Source organism: Nocardia sp. NPDC058176 (genome assembly GCF_042883805.1).
Classification (GTDB): Bacteria; Actinomycetota; Actinomycetes; order Mycobacteriales; family Mycobacteriaceae; genus Nocardia.
Genome location: NZ_JBHVVA010000001.1, coordinates 1,173,557 through 1,191,616 on the forward strand (window position 1 = coordinate 1,173,557; position 18,060 = coordinate 1,191,616).

Consider the following 18,060-nt stretch of genomic DNA (forward strand, 5'->3'; position numbering starts at 1 on the left):
TACCAACGGAACCGATGCTCTACGCTGGTTCGAACAGTCGGTTCGAGGCCCGGAGGCGCCCGATGTCGCAATCTTCCGCCGCCTACCCCAGCGCTGTTCCGGTCGGGGTGGACACCACACGCGCGAGCATCGCGCGTGTCTACGATGCCGCGCTCAACGGCAAGGACAACTACGAGGTCGACCGCGAGGTGCTGGCCCAGGTCCGCACCGTCGCCCCGCAGGTGAACGACTTGGCCTGGGCCAACCGCGATTTCCTGATCCGCGCGTGCCGTTTCCTGGCCAAGGCGGGCATCGACCAGTTCCTCGATCTCGGGTCGGGCCTGCCCACTGCCGAGAACACCCACCAGGTGGTCCAGCGGGTCAACCCGCAATCGCGCGTGGTCTACGTCGACAACGACCCCTCGGTCCTGGTGCACGGCCAGGCCCTGCTGGCCAGCAACAGCCGCACCCACATCGCCGAAGCCGACATCTTCCGCCCACTCGAGGTCCTCGGAAACACCACGGTCCGCAAGGAACTCGACTTCACCCGCCCCCTGGCCCTGTTCCACATCGGCACCCTGCACCACTACCTCGGCGAAGACGGCCCCGCCCTCATGCAGACCTACATCGACGCCCTGCCCGCGGGTTCCTTCGTGGCCATCGCCCACTTCCACGACCCCCAAACCCCCGAATACAGCGACCTCGCCCGCAAAATGGAAGAGAAGTTCATCCACAGCCCCATGGGCAGCGGCCGCTTCCGCACCCGCCCCGAAATCCAAGCCATGTTCGGCACCCTCGACATGGTCGACCCCGGCCTCGTCCGCTGCGACGACTGGTGGCCCGACGGCCCCCACCTCACCCCCCTCAACGCCGTCCGCCACTGCATCCTCGGCGGCATCGGCCACAAGCGATAGTCGAAACGGGTACCGGACCACCCGGATACCGGGATCGGTCGACCACGATGGACGGATGAGTACTCCGGAAAACGGTCTGTTCCCCGTCAAAGACGAAATCCAGCGGCCCGTCGCCGGCATCTGGCGGCCCGTTCTCCACTTGATCGTTGGATCGCTCGCGCGCAACGACTACCAGCTCATCGGCGAGATCGACTCCGTCGAGCCGTTGTCGAACGACCTGGCGGCACACATTCGAGACAGCATCGATTCCTACGGAGCGACCCTTGTCGAGCTACCGGATCAAACCTGGGAGACTTCGTGCGCCATGTGGAGCGGCGGCGCGAGCTGGGAAGTCCTGATCGATCTGTGGACCGCGGAAGAAGGTCGCAGCGACCTCTGCCTGGCAGTTGACGTGCGGGACACGGACTCCGGCTTCAAATTTGCGGTACACATGGTCTACACGCCGTAATACGGCGGACTCTCCCACTCATCGGACGCCGTTTCGACGACGATCCCACCGAAATGCGCCTCTTGCATGGCAGTGGCGCGTCCATCGATGAAAAGCACACACCGCTTCGGGTGACCTCGACGCAGTTTTCCGTCCGAAAGCTGTCCGAGACTTCGAGAGTGTCCGTGTACAGGCGCTCGTTCCGCCGCCGAAATCGGTGCACCACCGCCCGCTTCCAGCTCGGCGGCAGGTCGGGGCTCTTGTGGACGGTGCCGCGCTGCCTTATTGTGAACCCCATTCATTATTAAGTATGGCAAACCTAACTTGATGGTGGTCGTGCCGCTGCGGGTTGGGGTGAACAGTAGGTCCGATCCAGGAGTGTCATGACCGCAGTGACTACGTCGGCCGACCCATCGGAACATCTCCTCGGCGAACCGCCGCGGGATGCCGAGGGGGCTGGCGAGCAGCAGACGAAACGCAGGATGAAGGAGCAGCAGAAGGCGGGCGCGCGGGCGCTGCGTGACCTTTTGAAACCGGTGTCGGCGACCTTGACCGCGGGCAGGTCGCTCGCGGTGGTGTCGGGTGTGCTGGCCGTGGTTCCCTACATCGCCTTGGTCCGCATCGGGGAGGTGCTCCTCGATGCCCACGCCGCGGGGCTGGCCGTCGACGGGGCCGAGGTGAACCGCTGGCTGGGAATTCTGCTCGGCGCGTTCGGGCTCCGGCTCGTGATCTACTTCGTCGCGCTGTCCCTCACCCACATGGCCGACGCGCGGTTCGGACATCTCGTCCGGCTGCGCATGGTCGAGCGGTTCGCCCGGGTTCCACTGGGCTGGTTCACCTCCACCAACTCGGGCAGGGTGCGCAAGGCACTGCAGGACGAGATCGGCACCGTCCACCAGCTCATCGCGCACAAGCCGGTCGACGGCACGAACGCCGTGGTGATGCCGATCGCGCTCATGGTCTACGCCTTCGTCATCGACTGGCGGCTGGGCCTGCTGACCATCGCGACCCTGCCTTTCTACATCGGCGCGATGATGCTGCCGATGATCGGCATGGGCGAGAAGACCGTCGAGATGGATCAGCGCCTGTCGACCGTGTCGGCCAGGATGGTCGAGTTCGTCACGGGCATCGCGGTGGTGAAGGCCTTCGGCCGCGTCGGCCGGGCCCACCGCAGCTATCAGGACGCCGCCGACGAGTTCTACGCCTTCTACCTGGACTGGGTGAAACCGCTGATCCGGGTCTCCGCGCTCGCCACGTCGTTCCTGGCCGTACCTCTGGTGCTGTTGGTCAACATCGGGGTCGGCTCGCTGCTGGTCCACAGCGGCGCGGTGACGGCGGCCGACGTGCTGGCCACCGCGCTGATCGCACTGCTGATCCCGTACGCGCTGGAAGTACTGATGAACTCGATGTGGGCACAGCAGCTGGCGGGCGGCGCCGCCCTGCGGCTCGTCGACCTGCTCGACACCCCCGTGCTGCCGGACGGCGAAACGGGGAGCGAGCCGCGGTCCCACGAGGTCGTCTTCGACCACGTCAGCTATTCCTATGGCGCGGAGACCACTTCGAGTCTCGCCATCGAGGACGTGAGCTTCACCCTGCGGGAGGGAACCGTCACGGCACTGGTCGGTCCGTCGGGTTCGGGCAAGTCCACGATCGCCACGCTGCTGGCCCGGTTCGACGACCCCGGCTCGGGCACGATCAGCATCGGCGGCGTCCCGGTAGCGCAGATCACCGACCTGTACTCACGGGTGGGCTTCGTGCTGCAGGATCCGCAACTACTGCGGATCAGCCTCCGGGACAACATCGCCCTCGGCCGCCCCGACGCCACCGACACCCAGATCCGCGAAGCCGCCGCCGCGGCACAGATCCTCGACGAGATCGAGGCACTCCCACAGGGATTCGACACGATCTACGGCAAGGACACCGCACTGTCCGGCGGACAGGCGCAACGCGTGTCGATCGCCAGGGCACTCCTCGTCGACGCACCGGTACTGGTGCTGGACGAGGCCACCGCGCTGACCGATCCCGAATCCCAGCACGAGATCCAGCAGGCGCTCTCGGCCCTCGCCCGCGGCCGGACCGTACTGCTCATCGCCCACCGTCCGGAAGTGATCACCGGCGTCGACCAGATCATCCTCATCGACTCGGGACGGATCACCGCAACAGGCACCCACGACGAACTGCTCGCCGAACCCGGCTACGCCCAACTGTGGCGCGACACCGGCGCCGAGCTGACCACCGGCACGCCCGAAGGAGACCGGCGATGACCCTGCCCCTGATCGATATCGTGCCCAGGATGGGCCGGATGGTGTCGCGGCCGGAGAAGATCCGCACCGCCCTCGCCGTCAGTGTGCTGGCCGGGCTGGTCGAGGGCCTGGCGCTGGCCGCGCTGCTGCCCACCATCAGCGCGCTCGCCGAGGACGGCCCCGTGTGGGGCATGGGCCTGGCCGGGTGGCTCTGGGTTCTCGCCGCGCTGGCCGCGGCCAGCTTCGCGGTGAACTATCTGCAGAGCAGGAAGAACTACGCCGTCGCCCTCGACTTCCTGGTCAGCATCCACCGGCTGGTGGGCGACCAGGTCGCCAAGCAACCGCTGGGCTGGTTCGCCCGTCCGGTGGCGGGCCGCCTCTCGCGCATGGTGTCGACGGAGCTGATGTCGGCGGGGGAGATCTTCGCGCACATGTTCGGGCCGCTGGTCGCCCGCGTCACCTCGGCCGCGGTGATCATCGTCGCGGCCTGGCTCTGGAACCCGCTGCTCGGGCTGATCCTCACCCTCGCGGTGCCGGTGTTCGTGGTGATCACCCTGGTGTCGACCGGGCTCATGCGCAAGGGCCGCTCGATCCACGAACCGGCCGAGATCGCGTTGGCGGACCGGATCGTGGAGTACGCCCAGTGCCAGGGGGCGCTGCGATCCTGCGGGCGCAGTGCGGATTTCGCCCCGCTTTCGGCGGAATTGGACCGGGCCTACACCACCAAGACGCGTGGTCTGTGGCTCGAGTCCGCGGGTCTGCTGCTAGGCGGAATGGTCACCCAGGGTGTGGTCGTCGCCCTGATCAGCGCGGCCGGATCGCTCGCGGTCACCGGGACATTGGCGGCGATTCCCGCGCTGGCCTTCATCGGCCTGACCCTGCGGTTCTCGTCCATCCTCTCGTCGATCACCGAGAACGCGGTGGGGCTCGAGTCGCGCCGTCCACTGCTCGACGCGCTGGACGAGGTGCTCACCGCCGAGCCACTCCCCGAACCGGCCACTCCCGCCACGTTCACCGCGCCGGGCGCCGTGGCGCTGGACGGCGTCACCTTCCGCTATCACGCCGATGCCGAGCCCGCGCTGCGCGAGGTGTCGCTGACCGTGCCCGCCGGATCGATGACCGCCCTGGTCGGCCCGTCCGGCAGCGGCAAGACCACGGTCGTGCGCGTCATCAGCCGGTTCTACGACGTCGAATCGGGAACGGTGTCGGTCGGCGGGCTGCCCGTCACCGAACAGACCACCGAACAGCTGATGGCCCAGCTGTCGATGGTCTTCCAGGACGTCTACCTGTTCGACGACACCCTCGAGTCCAACGTCGCGGTCGGGCGCACCGACGCGACCACCGCCGAGGTCCGGGCCGCCGCCGACCTCGCCGGAGTCATCGAGATCGCCGAACGCCTGCCCGACGGCTGGAAGACGCGGGTCGGCGAGGGCGGTCGGGCGCTGTCGGGCGGTGAGCGCCAGCGCGTGGCGATCGCCCGGGCACTGCTCAAGCGCGCACCCATCGTCCTGCTCGACGAGGCGACCTCGGCCCTCGACGTGGAGAACGAGGCCCACATCGTCGCCGCCGTCGAGAAACTGCGCGAACAGGCCACCGTCATCGTGATCGCGCACCGCCTCGACACCATCGCCCGCGCCGATCACATCATCCAGTTCGACAGCGACGGCACCGTGGCCGCCCAGGGCACCCACGACGAGCTCCTCGCGGCCGAGGGCACCTACGCCCGATTCTGGCAGCACCTGCACAGCTCCCAGGGGTGGCAACTGACGAACCATTAGCCTGTGCGCATGAGCGGATCTGGATGGGCGGCGGGCAAGAAGGTGGGTCGCAAACCCGCCTTCACCGAGCAGGACGTGATCCGGGCGGCGATGGACGAGGGCATCGACAAGTTCACCCTCGCCGCCGTCGCCGACCGGATCGGCGTCGTCACCACCGCGATCTACCGGCTCTTCGCCTCCCGCGACGACATCGTCATCGCCTGCCTCGACACCATCGCCGCCACGATCCGCCACCCCGACCCCGACGCCACCTGGCAGGACACCCTCCACCGATGGGCCGACGAATGCTGGCGCGTCTGCGAGGAAAACCCCGGCCTGCCCCGCGTGGTCTACGCCTTCCCCCCGTCCTTCACCCGCATCGCCCACATCCTCGAGGCCTACGCCGCGAGCCTCACCCCCCAGGGCATCACCCCCGCCCAAGCCATGTTCGCCCTGGACTTCCTCGGCGACACCGTCTTCGCCTGTCACCTCGGCGTCCAGGCCATGCGCTCCCTCGACCCCGCCGGAACCAGCGGCCTCGACCGCGTCCGAGAAGCCCTGGGCGACAACACCTCCGTGCTCCAGCCCCAGGAATCGTGGACGGGCCGGGGGAGCACCGACGTCAAGGTGCGCTTCATCATCTCCGCCCTCGAACACGACTGGCCGGAGGGGTGACGGGCGCAAGCCCCACTTGATCAGCAGGTGCTCGACGCCGGCTTCGCCGCGAATCGGTCGGCCAGATAGGCCATGGCCGTCGATGATCCCACCACGGCTTCGGAAGCGTGCTCGCCGAACGGATTCTCGACTCGCTGCACCGCAATCCCGCCAGCACAGTACTTTTCGGCGAGCGCCCGAGCCCCGTCGATGGGCGCGAACTGATCACCGACTGCGTGATGGACCAGCACCGGCGCGGCGGGGATGCCCGGATAGAACAAGGGACTGGCCCTCCGTACAACCTTGCTCAATTCGGGGTTGTCCGTGATCGATCCGGGCCAAGCCTCCAGTGCCGCCACGTCGAGAAAGGGATACGCGAGAGCGGCGTCATGCAGGCAATCGGCCTGGCTCACCGCCAACATCGCGCGGCCGGATTCGTTGAGATACTGTGCCACACCGGCATCCGGATAGGACCGGTTCAACCCCACCAGTCCGACCACAGCTGCCCCTCCGACGAATCCACCGCTGAACCCGGACAGGGTGGCCTCCGGATCCGCGACGACCCCGCCCAGCACCACACCGTTCAATCGCAGATCCGGGGCGTAGGTGCTCTGCGCTTGGGCCGCGATCGCAGTGGCCTGCGCCCCGCCGGAGTATCCCCACATGCCGATCGGCGCCGCGGGGTCGACGGCCGCGGGCGCGAACGCCCTGGCGGCACGAATGCTGTCCAGCACGCCGCGCGCATAGCCGTCAGCACCGAAGAAATCGGAGTCGGGCCCCTGGTAGTCCGGCACGACCACAGCCCAACCCTGTTCCAGGGCGAGACGAACCACACCGGTCTCGGAAAACGCATTGCTCGGCCCGGCATCGATCCCGCCGCGCAGCGCATACGAGGGCGCGCACTTCGACCCGACACCATCTTCGGCGACCTGGTACGACAACAACGGACGCGGACCGCCGCCAGTCCATTCCCGATGCGGCACAAGAATTGTCGTGACGTAGGCCCGGGGCGCCCCATGATTGTCGATCGTCTTGTACTGCACCTGCCACGCCTCCGCGGGCAACGGCTGCAGGAACGACTTCGGTTCGATCGCCCGAGACGCGAGCACGCTCCCGTTGGGTAGGTCCGCGAGACCAGCGGCCTCGGCGTAGAACGGATCCTGTTCCGGCAGCGGCACAGCCACAGCCCAACCCGCGCACGCCGCGATCAGCGCGAAAACCGCACCGACCACTGCCACCCGCAGTGTCGCGTTCTCCGCCCGCATCGCCAAACTCCCACCCCGAGAACCTGTTCTAGTTCGCGGCCGAGCGTAGTGCATCTGATGGAACCCGGTACCCAAACCGCAGGGAAGTCTGATCCGGTGGGAGGGCATCCACACGTCCAGGTACCGAAACCACGCGGCGGCGGTCTTTCCGTCAATCCTCGAGCGCATAGTTCGACAACTCGCCAGTGCCGTCGGGGAACGTCAACTCCCATATTTCGAAGCCGGTGAAGTTGAAGACCTCCAGCCTCAGTTCACCTTCGAACATGAACCTCAAGTCCGCCGTGGTTTGGTCCAGCTCTGCTACCAGCAACGTCCTGCCGACAAGCTCATGACGCAGAATGCTCAAGGCGTCGATCGGCGCCGGCAAGCCGTACTGACGACGATGATCAAAGATGCTCACCTCCGGTCGGCCCTTCTTTGTCAACCTCCAAAATTGGGCAGATAACCCCGTCCCGTCACTGAAATCGATGGTGGTGTCAACCGAGAAGATCAACTCGGTCGACGGCGTCTCGTACTCGACTGCCTGCACCTGCTCACACCTGACCCCTCGCCACTGAGCAAGGCGATCCGGGAAACGCGTCATCGGAAGCCCCCGGAATGCGACGAATCGACCTGAGCCCTGTTTTCCGCCATGTCAGCAGGTTATCGAGATAGGGGTGGTGGAGGTGGAACGCGGTGTAGACCCCGCGCTGTCGCCGCCACAACCCCGATGTGGGCGGCGCCCGCCAGGGTTCGCACCGCGCCGATCGACGTGAGTTGAGTTGCAGGTGCTCCTGTCTCCGCGTTCAACCAGAGCACACCGGTATCGAGACCGACCGCGACCCAGTTGCCGCAGGCAGCGAAGCACAGCGATGCCGACCAGACCCCGCCGTCAACGCCGGTCACGTCGTTGTCGATGCGAAGATGCCACACCGGGTCGCCGGTCGCTGTGTCTACGACCACGACGAGACCGCGGTAGCCGTTCGGTCGATTCTGTCCGTGGTCCGGTCGAATCCAGGCGGCGAATCGGTGCCCGTCCGGGCTGAACGTTACTGACCCAACCAGGTTGGAGTGGTCAGTCCGTGGCAGGTCTTCGCGTTCGTAGCGGTGGGAGAGGCCGCCTTGTTCCGAGACGTCGATCAAACTCAGCCACGCTGTCCCCTGCATGCAGTTGCCGATGGCAAGACGACGCCCGTCGGGAGAGAACTGCGGTGTGATACTCCAATCACCCAGCACGATCTCCTCGTCATCGTCGGCGTCGTGCCGCAGACCGTGTTCGGTGTCGACGACCACCAACTCCTCACCGCCAGTGAGAGCGAGGAGCCGGCCGTTCGGCGACCACGCCGCGTATCCCTGCACACGCCGGGGACACAGTTCAGCGGGGAGTACGTCGACGATGTCGAGGTCGCGCCAGTCCCGCAACAGCACCGATTCGTCCGCGAGAAAGGCCGTTCGCATGCCTTTCGTCGATCCGTAGGGCCCACGGATCTTCTGACGTCCAGGGACTCTGATGATCCGTACCGGCTTGAGGTCCGGTGTCAATCGCCAGTGCACCAGGTAGGCGCCCGAGTACATACTGCTCAACGCTTCCGGGAGCGAAGGATGGATCGCCAAGTCCTCGTGCGCACCGACCACGACATCATGGAGTTCGAGCTCGAGCGTTCGGTTCGCGGCATGCAGAATGTCGATCATTGCGGCGCGCAGCGCCTCTGGTGCATCGGGATTCAGGATGTCGATTGCGGTGTCGCCGAATTCGTCCCGCTGTCCCGGATCGGCACCGCGTGCTAGCAGGAGTTCGGCGACCTCGGCCCACGACAGATCCGCGGCCAGTGCACAGGCACGGTGTAGCGGAGTGTGCGGTTGCGGTGTCTGTACCGGGGCGCTGGCGTCGATCAACAGGCGCGCGATCTCGGGGTCGTCCGTGAGGTCCAAGGCGGTGACCCGATTGTCGTCGGCGGCCCGAGTGGCCGTCAGCGCTGGATCAGCCCCCGCGGTCAGGAAAGCGGCGACGACATCGCGCCGGTTCTTCTTCACAGCGACGTGCAGCGGTGTCGATTCGAACAGATATCGCGCTGCCAGTCCCCGCGGTCCGGCTACTTCGGCGAGCAGTTCGGCGATCGGGCCGCTGGTCGCGAAATGCAGAGCGTTGTCCCCGTGCACGCGCGTCGCCAACGGATCCGCGCCACGGCCCAGCAGAAGTTGTACCGCGGCAAACGACTCTGCCTGCCACGTCGCCTCGATCAGCGGGGTGGTATCCATCCACCCTCTGGCGTTCACCAGACCCGGCCACTCGTCCAGCAACTGCGTCAACTGGACCACATCTCCGGCCCCTGCCGCCGCGATCACCGTCGACGTCCGGTCCTCGCCTCTGCCCTTCAACCCACCCCGCACCGCACTGATCCTATTCATCTGCGCCCACCGTGCACGAGGCCGCCGATCCGCTTCGAGATCTCTTCCCTCGAAGCGAAAACCGCCGTGCAGCGTCAGCCCACCGACCCCCGCTCGGTCTCACTTGCGGTTGGGACATGGCGCTACGATCGCTTCGTCATGCATGTCGCGGCGGACCCAGTTCCTCCATTCGCAGATCGGGTCCCGTTGTCCTCAAACAGGTTTCGCCATCTCCACAACCCGGTTCGCTGCCGTCATTGCGGCGCGGTCCCGGCCGTGCGGGCGGTTCTCCGCGGCCACCGCGGCATGGTCCTCACATCACAGAACATCAAGGTCGACGGTCCGTTCTGTCGTGACTGTGGGCTGACGACGTATCGCGATCTCACCGCGGACAGCCTGTGGCGCGGATGGTGGGGAAAATTCTCGCTGCTGATCAATCCCGCCATGATGCTCGCGAATCTGTATCACCGGATCAGGATCGGTGGGCTCGGAGCGCCCGAGGATCACCCGTGGCCGCCGATGTCGCCGGGGAAGCCGCTCTATCGACGCTGGCAGGTGGTCGGCTTCGCAGTCCCGATCGCCGCAGCGGCACTGGTGGCGTTGATGATCTACAGCGCTGTCAATCCGCCGACGCTGCCCGCGCCGCCTGCAACCCCGATCCCCGCGTGGGCTCTCGGACCGACTACGACCTCAGCACCACCGACCCGGTGGGTGGGCAGCGCCACCGTCGGGGAATGTCTGTACAACGCGAAGTCCGAAACCTGGATCGACGACGCACGCCCCGACCTCGAACTGACGCCGTGCACCGATCCGAAAGCTCAGGTCGAGGTGGTGGGAATCGGCTCGTTGAACTGGTGCCAACTGGACTTCCCGGACGCCGATGCCGTCATCACCATCTACCAGACAGGCCCGATGTCATTCTCTACGACGACCACGCTGTGCGCCCGCATTCTTAGATGACCCCCGCCGCCAGCGGGTTGCTTCGGTGCGATGGTCCCAGAAGCGGCCGATCACGATGCCGAGGACGGCAGCGCACGCTGCCAGTAGCGCGGCAGTCATCAGGAGCCCCGTCGCTGTTCGGTGATTGCGGCCGAGTCGTGCCCGGTTGTCGGGAGTATCTGTGCAGAGTGGAACACTCTTACAGGGGCTGGGGGAAGGTCGAGTTCCCTACGCGCCGCGTTGACGAACTGTTTGAAAACAGCCCCTGCTGGCTGGCGCGCCTGCTCCCACTCGGCGCGGTTTTGAATCTGCCGGTCAGTTGCGGCGGAGAACAAGGCCCCGAGTGCTTCGTCGAGTTCAGTGACCGCGATGACGACGTCAGTCGACCCGTGGAGCCACACGGCGGCTACCGCGCTGTCCCAGGCCGCGAAGCCGCCCGAACGGGTGTGCTCGATCAGGGCGTGAAATGCTGCTGCGTCGGTATCGGTCAGGGCGACTACACGAATCGCTTCGTAGGTGGCTTGGAACTGTTCGATGACGCGTTGATAGCTGGCGGTCTTCTGATCGCGGCGCCAGCGAGTCGATTCGGATCGTATATCCCACAGCCGCCCGATCATGACGCCGACCAAGCCGGCCAACGCGGCGAAGAATGCTGCCGTCATTGCTCCCCCAACTGACTCCCGCTGCGCGCGGGATCAGGGCTGGTCTACGGCCATCGTGCTGCATTGCCGGGCGGCATTTGTCAGGAAGTGTTCTGCACCAACGGGTCTCACTCCTCTACGAGCGCAGCCTCGATCGAAGCATGGCGATCGTTCAGGAGCCACAACCAGGGCAGGCGTACCCATCCCGCCGTGCTCCCCCGAGCAAGCGGGCGCAGCTAGCGCATTTCCGCAGCTCAGGCGATAGGTGGTGTAGAGGTGGAACCACTTTCCGGGGTGAGACGTCGGTTACACACTCCTCAACCCCCGCGTACCACCGCACGCACACCTTCCTCGCCTGCGGAATGACCATGTACAGCCCACACGGGGCGACTGCGAGCACTAGCTCGTTCGTGTGTTGACCACAGCGTGCCGGTGCGGGCATCGAGCGGATGGTCGCGACTTCCACCAATCTCTCCCGACCGACAGCATCAGTCCAACGGTACGCCGGGTGGCTGCGCGATCAGGCCGAGTGTGGTCGATCCCGTTTGTACAACGCGCCGAACTGATTCAGCTGCATTTTCAGTCGCATTCGGTGCTCCTGACCGGTCCAGGCTTTCTTGGCGTTGATGCCTCGAGATCGATAGCTGCTGAGCAGAACGAGAACCGCCAGCACGAGACAGACGGCGAGCATGACCTTCAACAGCCTCGCGCGCCAAACCAACGCGGCCTCGGTGCGGTTGTGCGCTTCGCGCTCGGTTTTGAGTTGGGTTTTCAGAGCGGAGGCCGCCCCGCCGTGCTGGTCGCGCTGGCCGATGACCTCTTCGATCAGCGACCGATCGTTCTCGAAGGTTTCGGCATCACGGGCCTTTGGCGCTTGCCTTCCTCGACCTTGCCCTGCTCCAAGCGACAGGTCGGCCTTGGAGTCCTTCAGGTCTGATTCCACCGCGTCGATCGACGCACTCTGCTTGCGCACTGTCGTATTGAGCCGCTCCATCGTATCCGTCGCCTTGCCGAGTTCACCGCCAAGTCGCTCGATCTCTTCTACCTGCTGCTTGGTGTGCTGCGCCCAGCGTGGGCTCACAAGGCGATGAGCGTGCCCTCGCACAGTGGGCGGTCGTCGGGCCCGGTCACGACATCGAACGCGTATTCGCCCGCACGCGCCATGAACTTCACCGAATGGGTCACCGGATCGATGGTCACCGGCAGGTCATGGGACCAGAGAAAGAGCGGAATCCGCATCCGCGCCTCCGGGTCGAATTGATTGCGCACCGTGAGATCCAGTCGCACCGGTACATCACTCGAGAAGACGAGCAGGTCCGTGTCGCAGCGGCCGAAGTTGTAGACCAACTGCACGGTCTTCACTGGCTCGCCGTCGAACGGGTCCGCCGAAGCCGTTGGTGCCACCGAAAGACAAGTAGCAGAAAGGATCAGGACCGTGAACAACCACCGCATCGCCGAACTCTACGTGGACCCAGCGCGTCTCCGAAACAAGCACGACTGTCGCGGAACCGCCTCTGCCCGACGCCGACAACTCTCACGGCCGTGATCAGGCATTCCGGGAGTCCCAAGCGTCGGCGAACATCTCGTGGAGCGGGCGAGGGGGAAGAATCGCCGTGTACGGGCCGACGGTGGTCTTGTCGTCGACGCGCACCAAGGTGTCGCTGGAGCTTCGCGGTCTCGAGCGGCAGGTGTGGTGCCTGCACCGTCGAGGTCCACGGTCCGGGGATGAACGCCGTGCGTCCGGCCCGGGCACGCTTGTCTTCGACGACCGATCGCTCGGCGACGAGCTCGGCTTGAATCTTCTTGTGCCGGGCCGGAGTCCAGTCGTTGAAGCAACGCACGGCGCGGTCGGTGGGGCGGGCGAGCGTCAGTAGCTGCAGATACAGGGCCACCGCGTCCGGACTCACACCGAGGCACACGTCGAGACCTGTTCGACCAGGTCGGGGACGCTCGGTCGCGGGTCCGCCTCGTAACGACCCGGGGCGACGGGCGTCGTGGTGGCGCGTTCGATGAAGCGGGTAGGCCGGTCACCAGGGTTTGCTCGCACCGGATCGCATGCGCCAGGTCTGTCGCGCGGTGGTCCGCGCAGATGCGCAGGGTTCGGCTCAGCACGTCGGGGTCGGTGAGGGCGGACGGTCGCAGGAAGGTGCCACGGTGCCGCTGCTCCCCATCAACGACGATCAGCCCGTCGTCGTAGACGACTCGCTCCTGAGCCGCGATCGGGTAGGTGTTCGGTCCGAACAGTGTGGGGACAATTGCCGCATCTGTTCGAGAACGACCAACAGCTGCGGAGCTCGCAGCCGCGCGTGGAGCCGATTGTGCAGGTCGACGACCCCGCCGCTGTCCGGATCGCCGACCGGGCGCTCGGTGAGCGCCCATACCAGCGCCGTCGCCGGCTCGCGGTAGGGATTCCACCGTCGCATCGAGGAAACGCTGGAGTTTCCGTGGTGCAGATCGAGTCCGTGGTAGCCACTGACCCCGCAGCCCGCATCGCAGGTTCTCGGTGGCGACGGTCGTCTTGTCCGGGTGGGCCAGGGCCATCGCCAACGGGCTCATGCCGCGACCCGTGCGGCCGGCGTACCTTATAGGTCCAGGAAGTAGCTCAGCTTGCATCACTGGACGTGACCGATACCGTTGCGACGGTGAAGGATGCAGCCGAACTGGATCGGCGTCGACGTTGGTATGACGGGTGGCTGCACGAGTCGGATGTGTCGCTGCTGATCGAGCTCGGGCATGTCGAGGAGGTCACGCGGCGGGCCGGGCAAGGTGACTGGTTCTGCGCACACGGTCTGGCGGCCGTGCAACACCAGAACGGTCAGCACGCCGCGGCGATCGAGGTGTTGCGGCCGTTCGCCCAGACCGGCTGGTGGACAGCGATGAAGGCCGTCGCCACGATATTGGCCGACTGCAGTCGCACGGACGAGGCTCTTGCGCTGTGTCGTTCCAAGGTCGTGAGCGGTGATCGCGACGCCATCGAGTATTCGGCGAGGCTGCTGGCCGACGCCGGGCGCGCCGGTGAGGCAGTCGATCTGCTGCGGCCTGGTGTCCATGATTGGGTTCATGTGCGGACGCTGGTTGAGATCAGTGAGGGGTTGGGTCGCGACGAAGAAATCACCCGGTTGTTGCGCCAGGCCATCGACCGGCTTCGGCGGCCAGGTGCGGGATTCGACGGAATTGTCTTGCACGTCGAGCTGTTGGCGGTGGTGCTCGAGCGGCAAGGACTAGTTGATGCGGCCGTCGTCCTGCTGAGCGAGAACCAGTTTTCCAGCAACATCATTGAACAGTTGATCACGGTGCTGATCCGCCATGAGCGTTACGAGGAGTTGGGTGAACTGCTGGCAGAACGCGCCGATGCTCGAGAGATCTGCCATGTGGTCGAGCACCTGCCCGAAGATGTGGACGCGGATCGAGTGGCTTCGGCTATCCGTGCGATGCCCGACCCCGAGAATTGTCATGCGGCATACCATCCAAACGCGGCACTGGGACAGTTGCTTCTCCGTGCGGGCCGGGTCGGGGAGGGGCTGGCAGAGCTGCGCAAAGCTGTGGATCCTCTGGATGCTGTTTCTCTGCAGTTCTTTTGGACGCTGCTTCTCGACCTGGGGCGTCCGGACGAAGCCTTGGCGCTGATCGATGATTGCGCCGTCATAGCGGGCGGCATGACGTGGGAGCTACTGGTCGAGCGCGCCGGGCTGCTCGACTGCTGCGGCCACACCGCGCAGGCGATCGCGGAGTTGCGGGTTCGTCCTGAAGTCGGGGAACCGGAGGGTGCAGCGTATCTGTCCGATTTGCTGGTCTCGGTCGGTCGGCTCGACGAGGCGATTGCGGTAGTGGAACCGGGTTTCCGTCTCGGCAACAGCATCGATGTGATGGCGAGATTGATGATTCGTCAGGGGCGAGTCGCGGAAGGTGCGCAGCTGTTGTGCCGAGCTGCGTCTGTGGCGGGTTGGTCCTGACCCGCGGCTGACTGCGGACCTGGGTTGCAGGTCGCCGGGAGACTTCTATCCGCTCGCGCTTTGGTCGGCGACCCATGCACCCTCATCAGCGCAAGACGTTTCAGAACAGACTGATCAGCACTGACTTTAGTCAGCACAAGTGTGCGGGTAATGCGCTGAGCGCGCGACTTGGCAAGCCTCTCCCTGCACCACATTGCCGCCTGAGTACAGCCCGGCTGACCGGGTCGGTGATGGAACTGGGCCGAGACATTCTTAGGTGTCCTTTGCACTGCTCAGGCAACGTGAGTACATAGGGTGCACATGTGGCCGGTGTCGGCGTCACCTGGTGCACCTGGCTCGAACAAGGCAGGCCGATCAATACCAGCGTTCAGGTGCTCGACGCCGTCGCTCGCACACTGTGTCTCGATTCGGTGGAGAAGGCGCATCTGTACCGGCTGGCCGATGTGCCGGCCGTGCCGAGTTCGGCGGGGCAGTGGGCCATGCCGCCTGGGCTGCCGATGATTCTGGAGCAGGTGTCTCCGCTGCCCGCGGCGCTGTTGACCGCGAAATACGATGTGCTGACCCACAACGACGCCTATCGTGCTGTTCCCCGGTTTTGCCGGTGAATGTGGTCAAGGCGATACGGCATCTGGTGGTCGGCACGATCGCCATGCAGTTGACGAGCATGTCGCTGCCGGTGCTGCCGGACGCCTGGGTGCAGGTCTTCACCCCGGCCGGCGAGGTGGCGGGTGGGCGGCTGTCCGGGCTGCTCGCGATGACCGACGAGGATCGTCTCCGCCCGCTGATCGAACACCGGCAGTGGGTGCACGCGATCGGCTGAGTGGTGTCGATGCGTGGCGTGAGCCGGGTGACGTGGTTCGGCGCGCGAGTCCCGGTGCACGTCGGAATCGTGGTGGTGAACCTCCGCCGCCCCGTGGGAACCGCAGGGGAGTCGTGCGTTGATTGAATATTTGGTCAGTGCTGTACCGTGGTTCTTGCAATTCGTGGACTGAAGCGGGTTACTGTGATTCGAGTGGTCATCGTCGATGACGAGGCATTGGTGCGTTCTGGATTCCAGATGATCCTGAACGTCGACCCTGGCATAGAGGTTGTGGGCGTCAGCTCCGGTGCCGGGGCTGTGGAAGTCGTCGAGACGGCATGTCCGGATGTGGTGCTGCTCGACATCCGGATGCCCGATGTCGACGGGCTGACGGTGCTGGGCGGAGTGTGTGCGCTGCCGGATCCGCCGGTGGTCGCGATGCTGACGACCTTCGATACCGACGAATACGTGATCGCCGCCTTGCGTGCGGGCGCCGCGGGCTTTCTGCTGAAGGACACCGACCCGGAGCAGATGGCGCAACTGATCCGGACACTGGCCGCGGGGGGCGTGGTCCTGTCGCCGAGAGCCGCGACATCGCTGCTCGAAGGCGCCATTGATCTGAGCGGTTCGGCTGCCAGCGAGGCAGAGCTCGCCCGACTCGAAACCGTGACCGAGCGTGAGCGCGCAGTCCTCGTGCTGGTGGCGGAGGGGTTGTCCAACAGCGAGATCAGCCAGCGGATCTATCTCAGCATCGGGACGGTGAAAGATCATGTGAGCGCGATTCTCGCCAAGTTGGGAGTGAACAGTCGTGTCCAGGCAGCGCTGGTCGCTCAGCGTGCCGGACTGCTCGGTGGGGATGTGACGAAACGGCGGTGACCTTCCGTGCCGGATCCCGTCGGCGGACCCGCGATCGTTCGTGGGTCCGCCGACGGCGGCTCAGACAGCGGGTTCCTGTTGCGTGGCGCAGTGGATCCCGCCACCGCCCTCGGCGATCGTGTCGATATCCATCTGGACGACGGTGCGGCCGGGATGCAGATCCGCCACGATTCCCTTGGCTACGTCGTCCGCGGCGCGGTCGCCGAAGCGGGGCATGATCACGCCGCCGTTGACGACGTAGTAGTTCACATACGACCCGAGGAAGTCCTCGCCGCGGTCGCCGAGGTTGCGCGGGTCCGGCTCGGGCAGGTCGATGATCTCGAGGCGCCGACCACGGGCATCCGTCTCGTTCTGGAACACGCCGAGGGCTTGGTCATAGGCGCGCGTCCACACGTTGTCGCCTTCTGGTGGCTGACTCATCAGCACGACGCCATGCTCGGCGAAGCGGGCGAGAGCGTCGATGTGGAAGTCGGTGATGTCCTGTCCCGCCACACCTTTGACCCAGATGACCTTCGATGCGCCGGTGCAGTCCTTCAGTGCGCGCTCGATTTCGTCGCGGGACTTTCCGGGATTGCGGTTGGCGTTGACCAGCGAGCTCTCGGTCGCCATCAGCGTGCCCTCGCCGTCCACCTCGATCGAACCGCCCTCGCCGACGATCGCGGCGTCGATGCGCGCAGTGCCCATCCTGGCGAGGAGTGAGCTCGCGACCAGGCCGTCGCGACCGTGTGGCTGTTTGTTGCCCCATCCGTTGAAGTGCAGATCCACACCGGCCAGGCCGCCGGGGCCGAGGACGAAAGTCGGACCGGTGTCGCGCATCCACAGGTCGTCGGTGGGAATCGGGACGACCTCGACCCCGGAACCGCACGCCTGCTGGGCGGCATCGACCTCGGCGGGTTCGGCGAGGATGACGACCGGCTCGAAGTCGGCGATGGCCCTGGCGATGGCCGCGATGTCGTCCTGGACAGCCGGTCCGTCCTCGCCGGTCCACACCGAGCCGAGCGGTGGCCAGGCCATGAAAGTGCGAGCGTGCCGGGCGGTCTCGGCGGGCATGAACCACTGTCCGCTGGAGCTGCCGGGAGCGGCCGAGCCGACGGCCATGAGTCCGGCGGGGTTGTTTGTGGTGAGGCCCAGCAGTGCCGCGCCGCCCGCAGCCGCCATGGCGCTGTTCCGGAGCATCGTCCTTCGGCTGAATTCACTCATCGTTTCTCCGTTCGGGGATGATTGACTGAAATATTGGAAACACCGC

General features: G+C 65.8%; 17 protein-coding genes. 10 read left to right on the plus strand and 7 right to left on the minus strand.

Translation table 11 applies throughout. The features are described from left to right. Positions 1–62 precede the first annotated feature (62 nt). From ACFVVM_RS05545 to ACFVVM_RS05565, 5 genes are all read left to right on the plus strand, one after another. Positions 63–893 (plus strand): SAM-dependent methyltransferase, encoded by an 831-nt coding sequence (locus ACFVVM_RS05545; RefSeq protein WP_387613228.1) that lies wholly within the window; start codon positions 63–65, stop codon positions 891–893. Between the two features lie 55 nt (positions 894–948). After that, positions 949–1,341 carry a hypothetical protein gene (locus tag ACFVVM_RS05550; RefSeq protein ID WP_387613229.1) on the plus strand — a complete coding sequence of 131 codons (393 nt, stop codon included), beginning with the start codon at positions 949–951 and terminating at the stop codon, positions 1,339–1,341. A 362-nt stretch (positions 1,342–1,703) separates the two neighbouring features. Continuing rightward, complete coding sequence (locus ACFVVM_RS05555; RefSeq protein ID WP_387613231.1) at positions 1,704–3,584, plus strand: ABC transporter ATP-binding protein; 1,881 nt, start codon at positions 1,704–1,706, stop codon at positions 3,582–3,584. Continuing rightward, positions 3,581–5,341, plus strand: a complete 1,761-nt coding sequence (locus tag ACFVVM_RS05560) for an ABC transporter ATP-binding protein (RefSeq protein WP_387613233.1) — start codon at positions 3,581–3,583, stop codon at positions 5,339–5,341. Before ACFVVM_RS05555 ends, ACFVVM_RS05560 begins: the two co-directional genes overlap by 4 nt. A gap of 9 nt (positions 5,342–5,350) precedes the next feature. After that, positions 5,351–5,995 carry a TetR/AcrR family transcriptional regulator gene (locus ACFVVM_RS05565; RefSeq protein WP_387613234.1) on the plus strand — a complete coding sequence of 215 codons (645 nt, stop codon included), beginning with the start codon at positions 5,351–5,353 and terminating at the stop codon, positions 5,993–5,995. A 20-nt stretch (positions 5,996–6,015) separates the two neighbouring features. On the opposite strand, the gene ACFVVM_RS05570 is transcribed toward ACFVVM_RS05565, so the two are convergent. From ACFVVM_RS05570 to ACFVVM_RS05580, 3 genes are all read right to left on the minus strand, one after another. Beyond that, the gene (locus ACFVVM_RS05570; RefSeq protein WP_387613236.1) at positions 6,016–7,239 is read right to left on the minus strand and encodes a lipase family protein; all 1,224 of its coding nucleotides are present in this window, start codon (positions 7,237–7,239) and stop codon (positions 6,016–6,018) included. A 151-nt stretch (positions 7,240–7,390) separates the two neighbouring features. Next, complete coding sequence (locus ACFVVM_RS05575; protein WP_387613238.1) at positions 7,391–7,768, minus strand: hypothetical protein; 378 nt, start codon at positions 7,766–7,768, stop codon at positions 7,391–7,393. Positions 7,769–7,881: 113 nt separating this feature from the next. Then, complete coding sequence (locus ACFVVM_RS05580) at positions 7,882–9,528, minus strand: ankyrin repeat domain-containing protein (protein WP_387613240.1); 1,647 nt, start codon at positions 9,526–9,528, stop codon at positions 7,882–7,884. 354 nt (positions 9,529–9,882) lie between these two features. Here ACFVVM_RS05580 and ACFVVM_RS05585 point away from each other — a divergent pair, with 354 nt between their 5' ends. Next, positions 9,883–10,566 (plus strand): hypothetical protein, encoded by a 684-nt coding sequence (locus ACFVVM_RS05585; protein WP_387613242.1) that lies wholly within the window; start codon positions 9,883–9,885, stop codon positions 10,564–10,566. A gap of 98 nt (positions 10,567–10,664) precedes the next feature. Here the strand turns inward: ACFVVM_RS05585 and ACFVVM_RS05590 are convergent, their stop codons facing one another. The 3 genes from ACFVVM_RS05590 to ACFVVM_RS05600 form a co-directional block, all read right to left on the minus strand. After that, entirely contained in the window at positions 10,665–11,207 is a 543-nt protein-coding gene (locus ACFVVM_RS05590; RefSeq protein WP_387613244.1) for a hypothetical protein, read from the minus strand. 499 nt (positions 11,208–11,706) lie between these two features. Next, positions 11,707–12,267: a hypothetical protein gene (locus tag ACFVVM_RS05595; RefSeq protein ID WP_387613247.1), complete on the minus strand. Its 561-nt coding sequence runs from the start codon at positions 12,265–12,267 to the stop codon at positions 11,707–11,709. After that, a complete protein-coding gene (locus tag ACFVVM_RS05600; protein ID WP_387613250.1) occupies positions 12,264–12,629 on the minus strand; it encodes a hypothetical protein in 366 nt (121 codons plus the stop codon). The genes ACFVVM_RS05595 and ACFVVM_RS05600 overlap by 4 nt, the downstream gene beginning before the upstream one ends. 1,178 nt (positions 12,630–13,807) lie before the next feature. Between ACFVVM_RS05600 and ACFVVM_RS05605 the strand changes: the two genes are divergently transcribed. From ACFVVM_RS05605 to ACFVVM_RS05620, 4 genes are all read left to right on the plus strand, one after another. Beyond that, positions 13,808–15,139, plus strand: a complete 1,332-nt coding sequence (locus tag ACFVVM_RS05605) for a hypothetical protein (protein WP_387613253.1) — start codon at positions 13,808–13,810, stop codon at positions 15,137–15,139. A gap of 302 nt (positions 15,140–15,441) precedes the next feature. Continuing rightward, a complete protein-coding gene (locus tag ACFVVM_RS05610) occupies positions 15,442–15,744 on the plus strand; it encodes a hypothetical protein (protein ID WP_387613256.1) in 303 nt (100 codons plus the stop codon). Then, positions 15,741–15,959: a hypothetical protein gene (locus ACFVVM_RS05615; RefSeq protein ID WP_387613259.1), complete on the plus strand. Its 219-nt coding sequence runs from the start codon at positions 15,741–15,743 to the stop codon at positions 15,957–15,959. The genes ACFVVM_RS05610 and ACFVVM_RS05615 overlap by 4 nt, the downstream gene beginning before the upstream one ends. Positions 15,960–16,151: 192 nt before the next feature. Then, positions 16,152–16,814, plus strand: a complete 663-nt coding sequence (locus tag ACFVVM_RS05620; RefSeq protein WP_387613262.1) for a response regulator — start codon at positions 16,152–16,154, stop codon at positions 16,812–16,814. 60 nt (positions 16,815–16,874) lie between these two features. Here ACFVVM_RS05620 and ACFVVM_RS05625 read toward each other — a convergent pair whose 3' ends face one another. Beyond that, positions 16,875–18,014, minus strand: coding sequence for an agmatine deiminase family protein (locus ACFVVM_RS05625; protein ID WP_387613265.1), 1,140 nt, complete (start codon positions 18,012–18,014; stop codon positions 16,875–16,877). Positions 18,015–18,060: the final 46 nt, after the last annotated feature.